At 55.4% G+C, this 16604-nt stretch carries 23 protein-coding genes and 1 pseudogene; 12 read left to right on the top strand and 12 right to left on the bottom strand.

Annotated features, from left to right (window positions below; all coding sequences use genetic code 11):
• The first annotated feature begins 227 nt into the window (after positions 1–227).
• The 8 genes and pseudogenes from D3D01_RS24320 to D3D01_RS20435 all read left to right on the top strand — a co-directional run bounded on the left by D3D01_RS24320 (position 228) and on the right by D3D01_RS20435 (position 4773).
• Complete coding sequence (locus D3D01_RS24320) at positions 228–770, top strand: transcription initiation factor IIB family protein (protein WP_199725533.1); 543 nt, start codon at positions 228–230, stop codon at positions 768–770.
• 15 nt (positions 771–785) lie between these two features.
• Positions 786–1094, top strand: coding sequence for a hypothetical protein (locus D3D01_RS25110; RefSeq protein WP_394343413.1), 309 nt, complete (start codon positions 786–788; stop codon positions 1092–1094).
• A 107-nt stretch (positions 1095–1201) separates the two neighbouring features.
• Complete coding sequence (locus tag D3D01_RS20460; RefSeq protein WP_121513565.1) at positions 1202–1936, top strand: CBS domain-containing protein; 735 nt, start codon at positions 1202–1204, stop codon at positions 1934–1936.
• Positions 1937–2133: 197 nt separating this feature from the next.
• Positions 2134–2502, top strand: coding sequence for a UPF0175 family protein (locus tag D3D01_RS20455; protein ID WP_004966860.1), 369 nt, complete (start codon positions 2134–2136; stop codon positions 2500–2502).
• Positions 2499–3005 carry a hypothetical protein gene (locus D3D01_RS20450; protein ID WP_004966861.1) on the top strand — a complete coding sequence of 169 codons (507 nt, stop codon included), beginning with the start codon at positions 2499–2501 and terminating at the stop codon, positions 3003–3005. Before D3D01_RS20455 ends, D3D01_RS20450 begins: the two co-directional genes overlap by 4 nt.
• 32 nt (positions 3006–3037) lie before the next feature.
• A pseudogene (locus tag D3D01_RS20445) lies at positions 3038–3622 on the top strand (transposase); the annotation flags it as partial.
• Positions 3623–3960: 338 nt separating this feature from the next.
• On the top strand, positions 3961–4248 hold the full coding sequence (locus D3D01_RS20440; RefSeq protein WP_121513564.1) for a hypothetical protein: 288 nt from the start codon (positions 3961–3963) through the stop codon (positions 4246–4248).
• A 3-nt stretch (positions 4249–4251) separates the two neighbouring features.
• On the top strand, positions 4252–4773 hold the full coding sequence (locus D3D01_RS20435; protein ID WP_121513563.1) for a metalloregulator ArsR/SmtB family transcription factor: 522 nt from the start codon (positions 4252–4254) through the stop codon (positions 4771–4773).
• Here the strand turns inward: D3D01_RS20435 and D3D01_RS20430 are convergent.
• The 4 genes from D3D01_RS20430 to D3D01_RS20415 are packed head-to-tail and all read right to left on the bottom strand — an operon-like array spanning position 4770 to position 6943.
• Positions 4770–5312 (bottom strand): hypothetical protein, encoded by a 543-nt coding sequence (locus tag D3D01_RS20430; RefSeq protein WP_121513562.1) that lies wholly within the window; start codon positions 5310–5312, stop codon positions 4770–4772. The two genes, D3D01_RS20435 and D3D01_RS20430, sit on opposite strands and share 4 nt — an antisense overlap.
• Positions 5312–5599: a hypothetical protein gene (locus tag D3D01_RS20425; protein ID WP_121513561.1), complete on the bottom strand. Its 288-nt coding sequence runs from the start codon at positions 5597–5599 to the stop codon at positions 5312–5314. The genes D3D01_RS20430 and D3D01_RS20425 overlap by 1 nt, the downstream gene beginning before the upstream one ends.
• Positions 5583–6452 (bottom strand): FAD:protein FMN transferase, encoded by an 870-nt coding sequence (locus tag D3D01_RS20420; protein ID WP_121513569.1) that lies wholly within the window; start codon positions 6450–6452, stop codon positions 5583–5585. The genes D3D01_RS20425 and D3D01_RS20420 overlap by 17 nt, the downstream gene beginning before the upstream one ends.
• Before the next feature lie 5 nt (positions 6453–6457).
• Complete coding sequence (locus D3D01_RS20415) at positions 6458–6943, bottom strand: hypothetical protein (RefSeq protein ID WP_233563543.1); 486 nt, start codon at positions 6941–6943, stop codon at positions 6458–6460.
• 447 nt (positions 6944–7390) lie between these two features.
• On the opposite strand from D3D01_RS20415, the gene D3D01_RS20410 reads away from it, so the two are divergent.
• Together D3D01_RS20410 and D3D01_RS20405 are read left to right on the top strand one after the other, a co-directional pair.
• Complete coding sequence (locus D3D01_RS20410; protein WP_121513560.1) at positions 7391–8416, top strand: site-specific integrase; 1026 nt, start codon at positions 7391–7393, stop codon at positions 8414–8416.
• Positions 8417–8638: 222 nt separating this feature from the next.
• On the top strand, positions 8639–11002 hold the full coding sequence (locus D3D01_RS20405; protein ID WP_158600532.1) for a DEAD/DEAH box helicase: 2364 nt from the start codon (positions 8639–8641) through the stop codon (positions 11000–11002).
• A 193-nt stretch (positions 11003–11195) separates the two neighbouring features.
• On the opposite strand, the gene D3D01_RS23810 is transcribed toward D3D01_RS20405, so the two are convergent.
• The 4 genes from D3D01_RS23810 to D3D01_RS20390 form a co-directional block, all read right to left on the bottom strand.
• Positions 11196–11459: a hypothetical protein gene (locus D3D01_RS23810; protein WP_127015219.1), complete on the bottom strand. Its 264-nt coding sequence runs from the start codon at positions 11457–11459 to the stop codon at positions 11196–11198.
• The gene (locus D3D01_RS20400; protein WP_121513558.1) at positions 11456–11743 is read right to left on the bottom strand and encodes a helix-turn-helix transcriptional regulator; all 288 of its coding nucleotides are present in this window, start codon (positions 11741–11743) and stop codon (positions 11456–11458) included. Before D3D01_RS20400 ends, D3D01_RS23810 begins: the two co-directional genes overlap by 4 nt.
• 127 nt (positions 11744–11870) lie before the next feature.
• Positions 11871–12137: a hypothetical protein gene (locus tag D3D01_RS20395; protein WP_121513557.1), complete on the bottom strand. Its 267-nt coding sequence runs from the start codon at positions 12135–12137 to the stop codon at positions 11871–11873.
• A gap of 63 nt (positions 12138–12200) precedes the next feature.
• Positions 12201–13025 (bottom strand): N-6 DNA methylase, encoded by an 825-nt coding sequence (locus D3D01_RS20390; RefSeq protein WP_121513556.1) that lies wholly within the window; start codon positions 13023–13025, stop codon positions 12201–12203.
• A 129-nt stretch (positions 13026–13154) separates the two neighbouring features.
• Here D3D01_RS20390 and D3D01_RS23560 point away from each other — a divergent pair, with 129 nt between their 5' ends.
• Complete coding sequence (locus D3D01_RS23560; protein WP_147439962.1) at positions 13155–13403, top strand: hypothetical protein; 249 nt, start codon at positions 13155–13157, stop codon at positions 13401–13403.
• Positions 13404–13467: 64 nt separating this feature from the next.
• Here the strand turns inward: D3D01_RS23560 and D3D01_RS25105 are convergent, their stop codons facing one another.
• A complete protein-coding gene (locus D3D01_RS25105; RefSeq protein WP_121513555.1) occupies positions 13468–13908 on the bottom strand; it encodes a hypothetical protein in 441 nt (146 codons plus the stop codon).
• A gap of 106 nt (positions 13909–14014) precedes the next feature.
• On the opposite strand from D3D01_RS25105, the gene D3D01_RS20380 reads away from it, so the two are divergent.
• Positions 14015–14383, top strand: a complete 369-nt coding sequence (locus D3D01_RS20380; RefSeq protein WP_121513554.1) for a hypothetical protein — start codon at positions 14015–14017, stop codon at positions 14381–14383.
• 8 nt (positions 14384–14391) lie between these two features.
• Here D3D01_RS20380 and D3D01_RS20375 read toward each other — a convergent pair whose 3' ends face one another.
• From D3D01_RS20375 to D3D01_RS20365, 3 genes are all read right to left on the bottom strand, one after another.
• The gene (locus D3D01_RS20375; RefSeq protein WP_121513553.1) at positions 14392–14778 is read right to left on the bottom strand and encodes a hypothetical protein; all 387 of its coding nucleotides are present in this window, start codon (positions 14776–14778) and stop codon (positions 14392–14394) included.
• A gap of 76 nt (positions 14779–14854) precedes the next feature.
• On the bottom strand, positions 14855–15754 hold the full coding sequence (locus tag D3D01_RS20370; RefSeq protein ID WP_121513568.1) for a transcription initiation factor IIB family protein: 900 nt from the start codon (positions 15752–15754) through the stop codon (positions 14855–14857).
• Positions 15755–15811: 57 nt separating this feature from the next.
• A complete protein-coding gene (locus D3D01_RS20365; protein ID WP_121513552.1) occupies positions 15812–16498 on the bottom strand; it encodes a hypothetical protein in 687 nt (228 codons plus the stop codon).
• Positions 16499–16604: the final 106 nt, after the last annotated feature.

Below are 16604 nucleotides of genomic sequence, written 5' to 3'. Positions count from 1 at the left end.
CGAGATGAGCGATATCGAGAGTTTAGCGTAGCCACTCTTAACTAGTGCTTGGTGCGTTGCATACATGATTTCTTTCTCGGTGGCACCCAGTGTGTCACTATTATCAGTCACTTGGACAGTCCCTCCCCCGTTGGTGGCTACGGTACCACCGCAGCCCGGTCTCCCCGAACCGCACACCTTTTGGGCCAGAACTGGACCATCCGATTTGGTCGTAACAGGCCACGAGTATGGGCAGAAGGAAGCCCACGGAATCTGAAGGCGCCGTCCTCGAAAATTTGGCGTCAATCCAACAGGCCCTCAATCCGGAAGCGAACATTCAGCAGTACAGTGAACTGCTGGTTTCAGAACTCACGGCACAAGAACTGCAGATCCGATTCCCAGCCCGTACTGCCGCAGCATGCTACCTCATTGCGTGTCGATTGCGAGAGATTCCGATTCGCGTGACCAGAATTGCTGACACCTCCGCTGCTACTAAATCAGAGATCCTCACTGAAATGCAACGGGTCTCAGACGCACTGGATCTCGGGATCCCGAATGACGATCCAACTGTGATCCTCGAAGAGGCGTGCGAGGACCTTTCGCTCTCCGCCGACATCGAAGTTCGCGCACAACAAATAGCACAACTGGGTGTCGAAGCCGGAGTCACCAGTGGCGTCTCCCCGTATTCGTATGCAGCAGCTGTGCTCTACCTCGCCAGTTCAGCTGCCGAACCAGATCTCTCCCAAGCCGACATCGGCGAACAATTCGGCGTATCTACGGCCTCCCTCTGAGAGAGACGTGACGACTTGCTTGAAGCAACCGGGAGCCACCTATTCGAACTTCAATATCCGACAGCACCGCCCGAAGCCACATGGTTGGTTGACGACCTACTCTCCGACGCACGGACTTCACAATGGGCAAAGGGGAAGCGTCATATGTGTGTTCTCGCTGGAGCGTGGTTGTACGCAGTGAACAGGCATTATGTCGACGCCAACGTGGCAGAACTCGCAGATATAACTGGCGTGAGTAAGTCGACCATTCGTGCCCGCTATCGAGATCTCATCGAGCACGTTGGAACTGCTGATACCGGCCTAGATAGTAGGGATAGTGCTTGAGTAATTGACTGAAATGCGGAATTGATTATTCTCTTCTGTGGACACAGCGGTCAATTGGATACGGACGGAAACGCATAGTTAGCTACGGGCCAACCTTCTGAGCATCCATGTACACAATCGCTGACCTACCTATCGGGAATACACTCCAGACGGTCGAATACGATCTCGGGCTCGAATCGGCGCTCCGTCGGATGTTCGAGAACAGCTACACCCAAATCGGTGTCGAACGTGACGGCGAGCTCGTCGGGATTGTCACCTACAGGTCAGTCGTCCGGACGCTCCTTGCATTCCATCAACTGGAGGTCGGGCACAAAACGCTCGATAAAGTCTCGGTCGGGGCCGCAGTTGAAGATGCACACACCATCAGCGAGGACGAGAACCTTCTCGCCGTATTCGATGCACTCGCAGAGTACACGTACTTCGTCGTGGATCGAGATGACGAGTGGCGTATCCTGACCGACTACGATCTCCTCACGCGGCTGAAACAGATGCTTGAACCGTTTCTGTTGATCGAGTCCATCGAGATGCAGTTGCGCGAGATTTTCACGCGAGTGTTCGGGGATTCGCTGTCGGAGCAGTTGGCCGAAACGTTCGACGAGGACCACCCACTGCCAACACCGGCGTCCATCGAGCATTGCAGTTACGCACACTACGCACAGTTCATCTCGATTCACTGGGAGGAATTTGAATCGCTATTCGATGATCAACAGGACGTGATTCGCGAGTTAGTGCTTGAAATAGGAGATATGCGAAACCAGCTCTTTCACTTCCGAGTCGACGACCCAGACGAATTTGACCGAGACCTGCTTCGCTTCGGTCAGTCGTACTTCTCCTCAGTGTAACTGTTGAATCCGTACGCGGAGTGTCCTGAGTATCATACGGCTTGATGACAAATCGAGCAACTGGGCTGGGCGCTATGCATTGAGACCTCTGGTCTCAACTTCTCTTTGAGGGTAATAATTGAGACCAGTCGTCGCAATGCATATCGTATTCTGACGTAGTTCATAAATAGTATGAAGTCGTAGTCTAGGAGAGAACGATGGCACGAATTACCGGTTCTTACCCAGATGACCTCGACCTCCTCATTGAGGGTGCTGTCGAGGCTGGTGTGTTCGGTGGCAAGAGCGATGCGTTGCGCGAGTTCGTGCGTGAATACTTCGAGGACCACGAGAACGAACGGATTGCAGCTGCGGTCGCCCTCTACGAACGCGAGCGGATCACACTCGGTGATGCTGCAAGACTCGCTGCTGTGGACCGCTGGACGATGCGTGACATCCTCCGTGAGCATGGTGTTGAACTTCGCCTCGGACTCGTTGACGAAGACGACGCAGCCTACGAGGTAGAGGCAGCACGCGAACTCGAATTCGATGATGAGGACTCGTCTGATGAGGAGCCACGTGCTAAATGACAGGTAACGATCTCCCAGCGAACCCGAGCGTCTTGAACACGACTGTCCTCTCGAATTTTGCGTACATCGATCAGCTGTGGATAGTAGCTGACCTTTCTGGAATCTGTACGGTACCAGTCGTTCGTGAGGAGCTCGAACACGGCGTTGCTAACCACCCATATCTTCAGGAAGCACTCGATGCGCTTGACGACGAAATCCCAGTTGCGGCGATTTCGGATACTGTCGCAAACAGAGAAGCCGTTGTTGGGGAGCATCTCGATCCTGGGGAAGCACAGGCGTTCGCCCTTGCCGACGCACACGACGGTCGACTGCTGACAGACGACGGAGATGCTCGGTCGTTTGCGAAAGATCAGGGCGTGACCGTTGTGGGGTCGGTTGGCGTTCTGTTGGCTGCAATCGATGCTGGGAGGATCGACGAAGCCACTGCTGACGAGTGGCTGTCGAAGTGGATCGATGAGATCGGCTACTACGTCCCGTATCGAACGATTTCGGAGTATCGATGACAGGCTTGTTCGAAGTTCAAAACGCCTGATTAGAAATCATCGAAGATCTTCTTAACTCTGCCGAGAACCTCGTTCACGTCGATAACGTGCTGATGGACCGGGAGTTCGACAGCCAGCACATTCTGGAGATGCTCAGCCAGCGTGGACTGTCGTATGTCGTGCCGAAGCGGATGCAAACCAGCGAGAAAGCGCAGGCCAAACGGTTGCTCCAGCGGGGTCAAGACCGATACGAGACTGATAGGAAACTACATCTCGGGAAGAATGAGTGGCACGAGACAACACTACTCTATCGGCGAAAGGAAGATTCCGAGCATGGCGACCACCGTCAGTACTCAGTGTTTATGACGAATACCAGCAGTGCTTTTCTCACCGAGTATGGGTATCGGTGGGAGATAGAAAGCGGCTACAGGTCGATTAAACGGTTCATGGCCGCGACGACATCGAAAGACTTCGGACTCCGGTTCTTTTATTTCGCGTTCGCGTGCCTGCTGTACTCGATTTGGCGAGCAGTGGATCTACTCGCGCAGGTCGAATTGACCGGTGAATACGAACACTCGCCAATTGTGACAGCCGACAACACGCTGACGTTGCTGAAGAAGGAGACAGGAATCGGGTAGCAGGGTGCTTGGTTCGGGTTAGCGCGGTGTTTGAGTGGCTACACTGCTGGAAGTCTCGAAAATTTGCCCATTTGATTGGCAACGTACCAAGAATAGCCATCTGGAGAGTAATTTGAGGCAGCTCTCGCGGACTGAATCGGCTAAAAACACGCATCACAGTCCCGCTAGACCCCCTGTAGTCTTAACTCCCCCATTCAGGCGCAGAAGTTGAGACTGGTCGTCTCAATGCATAAGATTGGATTCGACGGTTGGACGCCAATCGTTTTCCCCGCTACCCTTCGATTGAATTGTATCGATTGCCGAGCACGTCGCTCCGGCTGTGTATACAGATACAACGTATGCCCCTCGCTCAACTCCTCGAACAATACGTTAGTCTGGGTATCTTCGTCCTCGCGGCAGGCCTGAGTGTACTCAGCTTCCTCGCATGGCGACGGGAACGCGATGGTCGTATGCGGATAGTCACGCTCGGGTACGTGATGTTCGCTGTCTACGGGCTCATCGTGTTTCTCGAGTATCCGTTGCTTCCGTATTTCCCGTACACCACGCTCGAACTGCTTGAACACGGGAGTGCGATTCTGATCCTTGGTGGCCTCCTGGCGTTCTTCGTCGCTTTGACGCGGGACTGAGCAATGTCGGATCCGGATCTCGAACTGGCCTCTCGGCGGGAAATCTACCAGCGGATAGCCGACACGCCGGGCGTTCACTTTCGTGCGCTCCTCGACGAGCTCAAGTACGCACAGGGGACACTCCAGTACCAGCTCAGGTGGCTCGCCGACAAAGGCCTGATCGACGTCTCGGACGACGGCAAGTACACGCGGTACTATCCGGCTGCCGAGTTCGATGAAGCCGATCGGACAGTGATGAACGCGCTGCGGCGAGAATATAGTCGCCGCATCCTCGCACATCTTCTCACGGACGGCCCACTCTCGACGACCGACCTAAGCGACCGCTTGGACAAGGCCCAATCGACGGTCTCGTGGCATCTATCAAAGCTCGCCGAGGCTGACCTCGTCACGAAAGAGCGCGATGGTCGAAGCGTGGTTTACGAGGTCAACGATCCTGATAGGGTCAAATACCTCTACACGGTTCACCGGCGCTCGTTTACAGACAAAGTTGTCGACCGTATCCTCGGCCTCTGGGACAGCTACTAACCCGGAGTTGTGTTCGAGGGTATCCCGTGAAGCACCAACAGGCGCAACAGGAGCACGTACACGAGAAACGCAACCGAGGGCCCCAGCAGAGGACGGACGAGTCCCGTTAGATCAGTCCCGATTGCGGCTGCGTGGATTGTCCCGAATGCGAACCCGGCATACGCGAACGAGTGGACAACGCGCGGCCCCCAGGGGCGCTGGAAGCGTTTCGCGTCAGTAAAGCCTAGAACTGCGACGACAAGCATGAGCAGTGCCCCCGCACCCACGGCGACGCCACCGAGGAAGTACGGCATCGAGTATGCCGGCTCTGGTACCTGTCCGGTGACGACGAACCACGCATCAAGGACACCGAGTCCCGCGTGTAGCAGCGTGACGATCATCGCGAACACGGACACTTCGATATGGATACGGCGGGCAGCCTCGTGGAGCACACCGAACGACGCCGTATTATAGAGGATTCCCGTGAGAACAGCCAGATACAACGCCGGATACGTCACGAGTGCGGCACCTCGGTCGAGGAGCCAAACGAGTTGTGACATTACGATGCCCCCGTCGTTTCGACGACATCAGGACAGCCGTCCGCGTCCTGGAACCCGTTTTTCGTTTCCGGTCGTGTTGGACACTTGTCGGCGGAGTCGTTGATACTATCGCCGTCGTAATCAGCTGGGGCCTGTCTCGTTGAAACGGTCTGGTCGACGAGGTCGCTTTGTTTTTGTTCGGTCGCTTGGGCGGCACGCACGTCTCCGATCTGCCAAAGAGCAGGGACAGCCACCACTAAGACGACCATCGCCACGACGGTAATTCGTTGCTTATGTGTCCAGGACATGTGTCTCAAACCCTTCTGTTGGATGAAAGACGCCGTCGTGGATGATGAGTGCCTCCAGACCCTCCCATTCTGATGCTAATTCGCGTGCCTCAGCAAGTGGGAGTGCTGCGATGGTTGTCGCCAGGGCGTCGGCTTCCATACAGTCCCGGCGCACCACGACAGTGACCAATTCATGACGAGAGCCGAGGGATTCAGTGGTTGGATCGTAGACGTGGTCAGTCCCGTTTCGCGATCGTCGGTAGCCGCCGGACGTTGCGACGTACCAGTCCGTGTCTAGAATCTTCAGCGGTGTGTCGTCGCCGTACGGACTCTCGACGGCAACCGGGCCTGTCGGTGGAGACATATCCCCGCCACCACTAACGAACCCACGTCGACCAACACCGCCGAGTGCCTCGCTTGCCCGGTCAACAATGTACCCTTTGGCGAGGCCATTGAGATCGAGTTTGATGTCAGTAGTGACGTGGGACCCGCTGGTCCGGACAGTTCCGGTATCGAATCCGTCTGGTGGTGTTTCGCTGTCACCACGCAGGAATGTTTTGAGTTCGTGTTCGAGGCGGCCTTGATAAATATCGAACACCCCGTCGGTCCGGTCGTTGTATTCGAGCCCACGCCGGACGATACGCGCGATGTGTTCGTTCGCGATTTCCCCTTCACGGTTGAGTTGACTGACGGCACTCATCTCATCGAAGGCGTTCAGCTGTGCTTCGAGTGATTCAGCCGTTTCTTGGGCCGCGGTTGCCGCAGTCTCGGCCCGAATGCCTGTCGCCTGAATCCGAAACGTCGTGTCACAACACTCGAACTCGCGGTGGGTGTCCCCGAACCGTTCGCACACTGATGCGAGCGATCTCGTCATCTCGGTCACTCGTCCTCTTCGTATTCCTCCTCCTCTTCGTATTCCTCCTCCTCTTCGTATTCCTCCTCCTCTTCGTATTCCTCCTCCTCTTCGTATTCCTCCTCCTCTTCGTATTCCTCCTCCTCTTCGTATTCCTCCTCCTCTTCGTATTCCTCCTCCTCTTCGTATTCCTCCTCCTCTTCGTATTCCTCCTCCTCTTCGTATTCCTCCTCCTCTTCGTGGTCGTCGTTTTCTTCGTACTCCTCGTGTTCCTCGTCCTCGTAGCCGGACTGGGTCTGGACTGCTGGCGTGAAGTCCTGATTCGGCGTCGGCGCATCCGCAGCGACCTGTTGTGATGCGTCCGACGCCGTCGAACCGGGTGAGTCAGTTTGGTCGCCAGCCTGCGCGAGGCCGCCACCGGGCAGAGTAAGGGCCCCGGCGACACCAGCTGTAAGGAGCGCACCTACGAGCGTGAAGGCGACGAGTTTGTTTTTCGGGACGGGAACGCGCATGGTTAGCTGTCCCTCGGTTTAGAACCGCTAGCTTTGACGTGTCGGTCGTTGCGTTTTGCCATTGCAAATAGAGGGTTGAGACAGCCTTAGTAAGTCGTTCGCGTCCAACCCTCGAATCTTCGTACAGTTATCGAATCGGTTCAGAGCGCGAGGTGGGTTCTGAGTATATATGTGACTTCGTTATCGAGCAACTGGCAGTCTGGCGATTCGCCGCATTGTCTTTCGACGAATCTCCCGAAACCACGCATTATAGCCCCGCTAAACTCGGTGTAGTCTCAACTTCAGTTTTAGAATTCCGTATAGCAATATATCCTTTATCAACACCGACAGAGCCAATAATTGCACTATAGAGGGTACTGAAACACCGAAATTCTGGTTTTGTAGATAGGTTTGTATTAGAATAATAAGCACCACCAGTTTTACCCGGACCGCCGCTGTACGGGAAGCATGGATCGGCTTCCGCCTGCATACGACGCTACTCCCGGGGGTGACGCCCTCGAAACAGCCATCGAGAAACGACTGGTCGATATCGACTCCGGACGCTACCGAACGAACGTCGCGAGCGTGCTTCGGAAGTTCGCAGCTTGGTCCCGGGACCAGCACGGTATCTCCAGTCCCGAGGATATCGACGACGACCTTTGTCGGCAGTACGCTCGTGACCTGGCCCGGGCCGACGACAGAGACGATATCTCACCAGAAACCGCCCGACGCTACTTCGCCTACGTCCGCTCATTTCTAACGTGGGGTGTCTATGAGGGCTTGATCCCGACGAACCCGGCCAAGACCAACCACGCCGAAGGTCCGCTCCCGACCGATGAGACCGAAACAGACCAGCAGTACTGGACTGCACGGGACCGCGACGCCATCTGTGCTACTGCGACTGCCCGCGTCGACGACGCCGGCGAAAGCGACGACGTCGACCGCACAGCGGCCTACCGTGACCAGGCACTCGTCTTCTTGCTCGCCTACTCCGGTGCTCGCAGCGCGGAGCTCGTCGCTGTTTCTGATGATGAAGAACGGAACGGCCTGCGGTGGCGTCACGTCGATTTAGAGGCTGGTACAATGCAAGTATTCGGCAAGAACCGTTCCCGCGAGTCTGCGCCGATCCTCGACGATGCACTTCGCCCGCTTCGGCGCTGGAAGCAACTTCGAGAACCTGACGAGAATGAGGCCGTGTTCCCCAGACTCGACAACGCTGCGAAAGCGCTTGATCCCACGCCGTCGATCACCACGCAGTCGGCCCGGGATATCCTTGCCAAACTCTGCGAGTGGTCCGACTACGAGTTCGAGGAGCCACTGAAGCCACACGGTGCCCGCCGTGGCCTCGGGCGGGAGATCTATCGTGAGAATCCACAGCTGGCGCAAGATGTACTCCGTCACAAATCAATCGAAACGACCCATGAAGGGTACGCTCAGGAGGCCGCAAAGCGGACACGCGATGAAGCGAACGATATCATCGGCGATGGGGAATAAAGCCGCGACATACTTCGCGGAAGACAGCACTTGACATCATTGTTATCCTATTTCGAAATAAATAGTTTTTTCAGGAGCGGGTAGCCCAACAGGCCGGGTAAGTACTGACACAGATGGGTGTTATTTTGAATATGCACAGGCATCAGTACTGCAGTATGGTTCGATGTACGAATCGGGATAGTATTTTTATCAGACGGCATGTATTATTATCACAATTCATCAATGGTCGATATTCCAGATAGTCTCTCCCAGCTTGATGCTGAGCGGGTTGAATCATTACTTCAAAAGAAAGGATTTGACTCGATAAACAAGACACAAGCGGCGTTTCTTGAGGCAGGCGGGATGGATAAGGAGAATACCCTTCTCTGTGCAGAGACTGGAAATGGGAAGACGTTCTGTGCTGAGACTGTAGTCCAGCGGGCACTTGACAACGGGAAGTCGGTTGCGTATCTCGTCCCAAGTGTCTCGCTCACGAACGGGAAGTATGAATCCATCAACGAGTGGCTTGACGGGGAATATACCCTCGCGAATGCGACGTGGGGTGAGACAGCCGGTTATCAGCATGCCGATGTGATCGTTGCAACCTTCGACTCATATTATGAGGCAGCGATTCGCGGTGTCGGCCTCGGTATTGATACGCTCATTTTTGATGATTTCCATGAGATTTACTCAGACTTCCGTGGGGATACCATTGAAAAATGCCTGACCATTGCCCGGCAGAACGGGGTCGAGATCTTTGCTAATAGTGCGACGGTCGGGAATCCTGATGAAATTGCTCGCTGGTTAGAGTCCGATCTTGTCATCAGCCCTGCGAAACGAAGCGTTCCGATCGTCGAAAGGCCGGTAATGAAAGATGATTCACGGAAATCCTATGGCGAGTTCATCGGCGATCTGATCATGGATAATCGAGAGGTCGGCCCGTTTATGATATTCAATTTCTCGACATCGAATGCACAGACTCGGGCTCTGCGGATCAAAGACAACTGTCGGTTCGAGCGACCGGATACGGATTATCGAGAAAAGGTTGAGGCCGCAATTGATACTGTTCTCACCAGTACCCACCATGATTTAATCAACTGTCTGGAGAATGGGGTCGCTTTCCACTACGCCGGGCTCGAGAAGTCTATCAAAGAACTCGTGGAAAAAGGAGTAAAAAACGGCGATATCAAGTGTATTTCCTGTACAACTACTCTCGCATACGGATTTGACTCGCCTATACAGTCGGTTATTGTTGCCGACCTCGCTCGCTTTGGGCAATTCATTGGGAAGTACGAGTACATACAATGGATCGGTCGTGCTGGTCGGGGTGGAGATATGGATGAGGCGTATGCCTACCCCATCTACACCGACGAAGAGGCTGAAGAATACTTCGAGTTTGGAACACCAATCGAAGAGAAATCGCTTGAATCTATTGGGTCACACTTCGGGCCTGTGCCTGACGACTTTCCGGGCGATGAATACATCTCAAACGCGGAGAACGCTGACACCAATCTCCGCTGGCTGCTGATTGAACTTGTTGTCAGTGGATGGAATACACTCGATAAACTGATCGAATTTGTTTCAATGACACTGTACGGGTTCTATCAGGCCGCGTCGATGTCGGCGACTCCGGCTCTCGATACTGATGAGGTCACCCAGAAGGTCATTCAGTTCACGAAGGAGCTTGATGAGAAAGGCTTCATCAACTATCGGTCGGACAACCAGATCACGCCAACCGGACTTGGAGAGGCTGTTTTCGAATATGACCATTCGACCCGTCTTGAGGCCACACCAGACGCACTCAAGGGAGTTGTCAAGATGCTCGAAAACTACCACCCAATTTCGCCTGAGCGACTGGTCAAAGAGTTTGCGATGGTCTCATACACATGTGATCTCAGTGAATCGCCGGATACCGATAACCCGCTGTGGGAGTTGCTAGAGAGACACGGCTATGAACGGTCCGACTCATCAATGACCGCGGCGGTAATGACGTGGCTCTGGTGTCAGGGTATCAATGCCGATTTAATCGAAGCCCGGGCAGAGATCGACGTGGCGCATCTCTCAACAACTGCTAACAATCTCTCTGAAGCGATCCGGGCAATTGGTGAGTTGTACGCTGCGACTCAATATCAAGAACCAACGTGGGTTGAGACGTTCGCTCAGCAACTTGCGGATGGTGTCACCGCGAAGGATCTCCATCTGACGTCCTACAATGGGGTCGCTCGTGGGCGAGTGATGGCACTCGAAGATCAGATTCAGACTGCATGGTCAGGATTAGATGAGGATACGCTGCCAGGCCACGCCGCAACAATTGAAAAACTGGCTTTCCAACAAAAGCGGGTTCCATCAACGTTTGAGGAGAATATCGTTCGGGGTGCCGATCACATCTCGACTACGACGGCACCGACCGTTGTCGAAGCTGTCGAAGACTGGGTAGCCGGCGACTCCGGAGAACGAACTCAGCCGCCGATTGCCGAATCTGGTCGTAACTTCCTTAATTTCGGGAATTCGTCTGGGACAATCGATATGCCGCAGACTGCGGGTGAGTCTACTGAGTCAGGTTCTCGTGATACGACACGTAGAACGTCGCTTGATGACTTTATATAACCAGCGTGTCATAGAATACGTCTCACACCCTCTACCTGACAATCATACACCCTTCAATTCGAACTTAGTCCCGTGGTTTCGCTATTCGCCGATTCTGTTCAAGCTAGAGACCGTGAATTATGCCTGTTGAGATCTATTGTAGGACAGGATCCTCTATACTGGGCATAGCCCCGAAACACTCTGAAAGAGCAGACTAGTTTGGATTGTCATCGCCTGCCGACTGTGTGTCATTAACTACAGGTTTTGGCCAGCAGTCATTGCAATGTTCCATCTCCTCGCGATCACCACGGATGGTTTCGCCGTCTGGAAAGTCTTCCAATCTGGTGCCACACTCTGTGAATTGCCCCTTGTGACCCTGTTCATCGTATTTTGAGACGACCGCGTGAATCACGTTCTCGATCTCGACTGCGGCGTGGCCATTCAGAGTCGGATCAAAATCAGGCGCGTTGACAGTCATCCAGAAAGCTCACTCGTTCCGTACTGTTGTTCCCACTCGTTTCGAGCAGCTATCTCTCGCTCGCCACGTTGCGTGATTGAATAGATGTTGGTCCGTCTGTCTTTGTGCGCCTTCTCAACGAGGCCTTTGTCGACAAGTGTGTCAAGACTGGGGTAGAGCCGTCCGTGGTGGATCTCTTTCTCGTAATAGTCTTCGAGCTCGTCTTTGATAGCGAGGCCATGTGGGCCGTCTAGACCGTACACCACATACAGCAGGTCACGTTGAAAACTGGTGAGGTCAAACATTTCAGGCTGGCTAACAACTTTGCGCCATTAAGTCTAATGAAATTGACCAAAATCCAGACGCATTAATGGCTACTTTGAGGGCTAGAACCAGTCTCGAAAACGGCTGAAATCTGATGGTAAACTAGTGTTAATCCTCGCCTGCCTCGTCCTCCTCGGGCTGAACATCCCGAAGCCGACCACTGATCTCCTGGTCGTACTCTTCCAAGAGCTTGTAGAACTCCGCAATCGTCTCCGCAGCAGTCTCACCCTTCGACTTGACCGTCATACTGTCTTCGTCTCGCGTCCCGGTTCCTCGTTTCATCCGGGCCTCCATACTGCACCCAAAGTCCGTTCGTTCGACCTTTTCAACTGAGTCTGGAGCCGCATCCGGCTCTGTGTCTGATTCTTCTGACATGGGTCTTCTCGGGACGCTCTCACTGGACCGCCCCGCACCCGACTGGGGCACACAAAACAGCCGTCAATCGCTGCCCTCGAACGCACCCAGACTGGCCTGCTCACTCGGAACAGATGTCGCAACGGGAGGTGTTCGATCTTCCGAGTCCGTATCTGCCCCCTGCGCTGGACTGCACCGGTTCTCCGCCTCAACCGTATTCTCGAAGGCGTCGGTCACCCACTCGTGAAGCTCTTCGACCTCATCGTCGTCGAGTTCGCGAACGCTCCCACCCAGCGAAGAGTACGAGGTCTGCCACGCTCGCTGGAACTCGACAGTCAGTGAGTCGCCCTGAATAACGTAGGCGTCCAGATTCAGGAAACAGCAGTTCAGCGCCGTCATTCGGGCACACAGTGGGTCCTTGTCTTGCCCGACAAACAGCGCGTCTGGCTGCTTTCGACCGGCGACCAGCAGTGTTCGACCGCTCCCACAGGCCGGGTCAAGGACCGTCTGTCGGTCCTCAGTATCATTCTCGTCTCCGACGCCGGCGATCTCGGCCATCGTCTCGCAAACAGAGTGCGGTGTAAAGTGCTGGCCGAACGCATCGCTGGACATTCCGTATTCCTCGTAGACAGCACCCAGAACGTCAGCGTCGGTAGCCGCCATCCGTTCTTGGAGCTGGCCGAACGCCTTGGCGAAGAGGTCGACCGAGCGCTGTCCGTCTGGATAGTCCATGTCGCCGCGCTCGCGATAGTCGTCGACGATCTCCAGATACGGATCGTCTCGGTCCTGCAGTGCGAACAACATGAGGTTGACCCAGTCTCGGAAGACTGTGTGGGCGCTGTGCCCGCGCTGGCGAATTTGCTCAAGCGTTGCAACAATCTCGTCGACGTCGATCTGTGGCGAAGCCATGCTCTCTCAGCCACCAGAGAGTCACAAAATCTGGCCTGCCGGAGGGCACCGCTCTGGGAATTCTACTCGTGGAATGATCTGGTCAGTACAGGGAATAGAGTTATTAGCCAACAATGACGTTCCTGAAATATGGATTTTGAAAATTTCAAGTCAGAAATTTGTGACAAATATTCGGGGTGTGATGAGTCTACTGCAGAAAAGATCGCAAAGAGAGCAAGGCAGTACCACAGTAAACACAATTCAAACAATACGGCGGAAGACTGGTTATCTATCATGACGAGATACAATCAGCAAGACCCTATAGCTGCTTGGAATTATGCAGTAGGTTGGGCTGACGTTTCCAACTTTGGAGGCAGTAGCCCGTATAAAATCGATTAGGACGCACGCTCACTGAACGGTCGTTTCAATCGCTGTCATGAGTAAAGAAACCGTTCTACAGCGGCTACGACGGGTCGTACAGGTCCTCGACTGCCCGTCGGTAGTAGTCCTGACTGGAGTCTGGAACGGGATTAGCCTCCTCTATGTCCTTCGCGATGATACTGGCGAACTGCTTGGGCGGCTTCCAACTGTCATCAATTTCGCGAGCTTCGGACTCTTTCATGACCGCATACTCACCGTCGGCGGTAACGTACAGAACACGAATCCCCGGTTTCTCGCTCAGCGGGCCCCTGAGTAGCTTTCCAGTTCGTGTATTCACCAGCCACTCAAGTAAGAGCCCAGCCCGGCACTGGATTGCATACAGTTGCACTTCGTTCTCCTTGGGAGATTCTGTGCGCCCGTTGTCGGCCCACGATTGGGGCAGCGACCGATTGTCAGTCTCATCTTTCCATCGCCACTTCAACTTTTTCGGCCCGGTAGTCCCTCGTCGGTATCCACTACTCATTGTTGGATTCTCTCAGCCATTAGAGAAACACAAAATCAGCTCTGTATCGCCTCTATAGCAACTTTTTTGCTGTTTGAGAATATATGTATTAGTACGAGGACTCATCATGAAAACAGCCGAGTCCCCCACTACGACTAGCGAGTGTTCGCCACCAAACCAGTGGATATCCCGCCAGCCCAGTGGCACCCGTGATCTTGACTTCCAGCGGATTCGTGACGACCGGTCAGCAACGTGGAACGCTGCCCTCGATGCCAGTGTCGACGTAACGAAGGGCGGTCGCCCGGACCTGTTTCTCGTCTCCGTCGACGGCGACTGTCCTGTGAACTGCTCGCTGGCCGAGCATCCTAACGGAACCCACGCCGGCTGGTGTAGCTGCGAAGTCTTCCAGGCGACGACCGTCTGCCCGCATCTCTGTGTTCTCCGTCAGCACGCTGCCCTCGGCGATCTCGACCTGCCGATGCGGAACCAGACCTGAAGCACAGCTCAGTCGTCGCCCATCGAAACGTCGGCCAGCGGCCGAACGTCGACGCGCCCAGTCCGGTCGTGGTCAAGACACTGGCACAGTCGTTCTCGAACCGTTGCCTGCGAACACGGCTCGACGCCAACCCCTAGCCGGGGGTCGTCTCGAATCTGGACGTACTCTGCGTCGACGTCCAACGGCGTGTGCTCGACCCGACACCAGATCGTCTTCGCTCCGGCTTGGTCTAGATCAGTCACGTACCGAGCAGCCACAGCTTCGTGGCGAAGTTCGACAAGGACTCGTTCGACAAACGATGCGACTTTCGTTGGCGACCGTGGCGCTGGGACCGACGCAAAAACACTCGAAGAGTCGTGCTGTGCCGCCGATTCTGAAGTATCAGTAACTGACATATGTCTCACTCAGGACGTGCTTGTTGGCTCGCCCTGCACCCTCGCCGGGGCACGCAAAACAGGCCGTCGCGAGCGCTCACGCAACGATATACTCCTCGATCTCCTGGAACCACTGCCGGGCCGTGGTAATATGCACATCCAGCGGCTCGCAGATCGTCGCTTGCGTGAGCCGGATGTCTGACTCTTTCCCGGCGAGGTACAGAGCGCCGGCTGCGACACCGTCTGGTCGCCCGTTGACCGCTGTTGACTCGGTCGCCTGCTCTGCGAGTTCGAGCGCTCGCTGGCGAATCTCCGGCGCAATGTCGAATGGAAGGTCCGAACAAATCCGCGCCACCCAGTCCACCGGGAGCGACACCGGAATTGGGAGGTCAAGTTCTGTCAGGAACGTCCGGTAGCAGTTCCATATATGAGAGTCTGAACACCGGGCAACGTCGGCTACCGTCTCCATCGTCACGAGGCCATTGCACCGGCAGGCGGCGTACACAGCGGCCGCTGCACCGCCCTCAATCGACCGTCCGATCAGGAGGTCCTTGTCTTGGGCTTCCTTGAAGAGCGTTGATGCCTGCTCTTTCACCGCGTTGCTCTCAGATAGCGCACTCGCGATGCGTCGGATTTCGCCAAGCCCGTGAGCAAGATTCCGGTCGCGCTTGCTGGTGAACTTCGACCGGCCATGGAGTCGTCGCTGGCGAGCAAGCCGTCGACGCCGTCTCGGAGAGATGTCTGCACTATCGACGCTTCCGATGTTCGTCGACAGGCCTCGGTCGTGGCGAGTGACCGTCCGAGGTGCGCCCGTCCGCTTCTGTTCCTCCTTGTCGTACGTCCGCCACGCTGGCCTGCGGTCAATCTGGTCTTGGTCGGTCACCAGGCCACAGTCCTCGCAGTTCGTTTCTCGCCCGCTGGTATCGAGTTCGCCGCCACACTCGGGACAACCCGACGTAGCTGTAGACAACGCTGTCTGGACAGTTTGTGAAGACATATTTCGAGACATCCTCTCACCTGACCAGAGGGTCAGAAAACACGCTGCTGCCCCCGGTTAGGCGTCTGGCAGTTTTCCATCCGGGCGGGGGACTCGCTGGGCGTCGATCTCGATCTCGACCCGGCGACGGTGCTTGCATCGCTCGGCGACATCGGGACAACTGCACGTCTCCTCAAGCACATCGACCTCGTACCGGCTATCCGACGCCGAATGGACCTCGTAGCGACCGGGCTTTGCAAGGAAGGAAACGTCGATATCTTCCTGCTTCGCTCGTTTCGTTCGTGGCTCGTCTTCGGAGGTGACGGCCAAGGGGTCCTCTTTGGGGTCCGTGACGCCGCCGTCGTCGAACCGGACCTGCATGACTCCACCGTCAGCGACTGCTTTCCGTGGTTCGCCGTCGACGTGCAACCCGAACTGGTCGTCTAGGGCGTCGTCATCCACCCACTGCGGGATAGGTCGCTCGCCGGTGGCGAAGGCGACTCGCTTCTGGTGTTTGCACTCCTCGCCGGGGTTGAACTGCTTCCACTTGCACTCACAACTCCCTGTTCGAGTGTCGACAAGATACTCTGAGCCGGAGCCAGAGTTGACCAAGAAGAGGTCGTCGGCGTTTCGTGCCCGACCAATCGAGTCCAACACGGTCATGACTTCGGTCAGCGCCCGAACGGTCCGGTTGTTCGGGTCAGCCTCCTCCAGTTCGCTCTCGTCGATGCTGCTGGCGTCGCTACGGGATTCTGTGGTAGCCATGAATAACAGGCGGCACGCCCTCTGTGGGACGCCCCTCACCCTGCTGGGGCACAGAAAATTCGGTGACTAGAGCTGGTTAAAGCGTGATTCTATTCTCGGACAGGAG

It is taken from the genome of Haloarcula sp. Atlit-7R (assembly GCF_003666065.1).
Classification (GTDB): Archaea; Halobacteriota; Halobacteria; order Halobacteriales; family Haloarculaceae; genus Haloarcula; species Haloarcula taiwanensis.
This window is presented reverse-complemented; position numbering and strand designations above follow the sequence as displayed.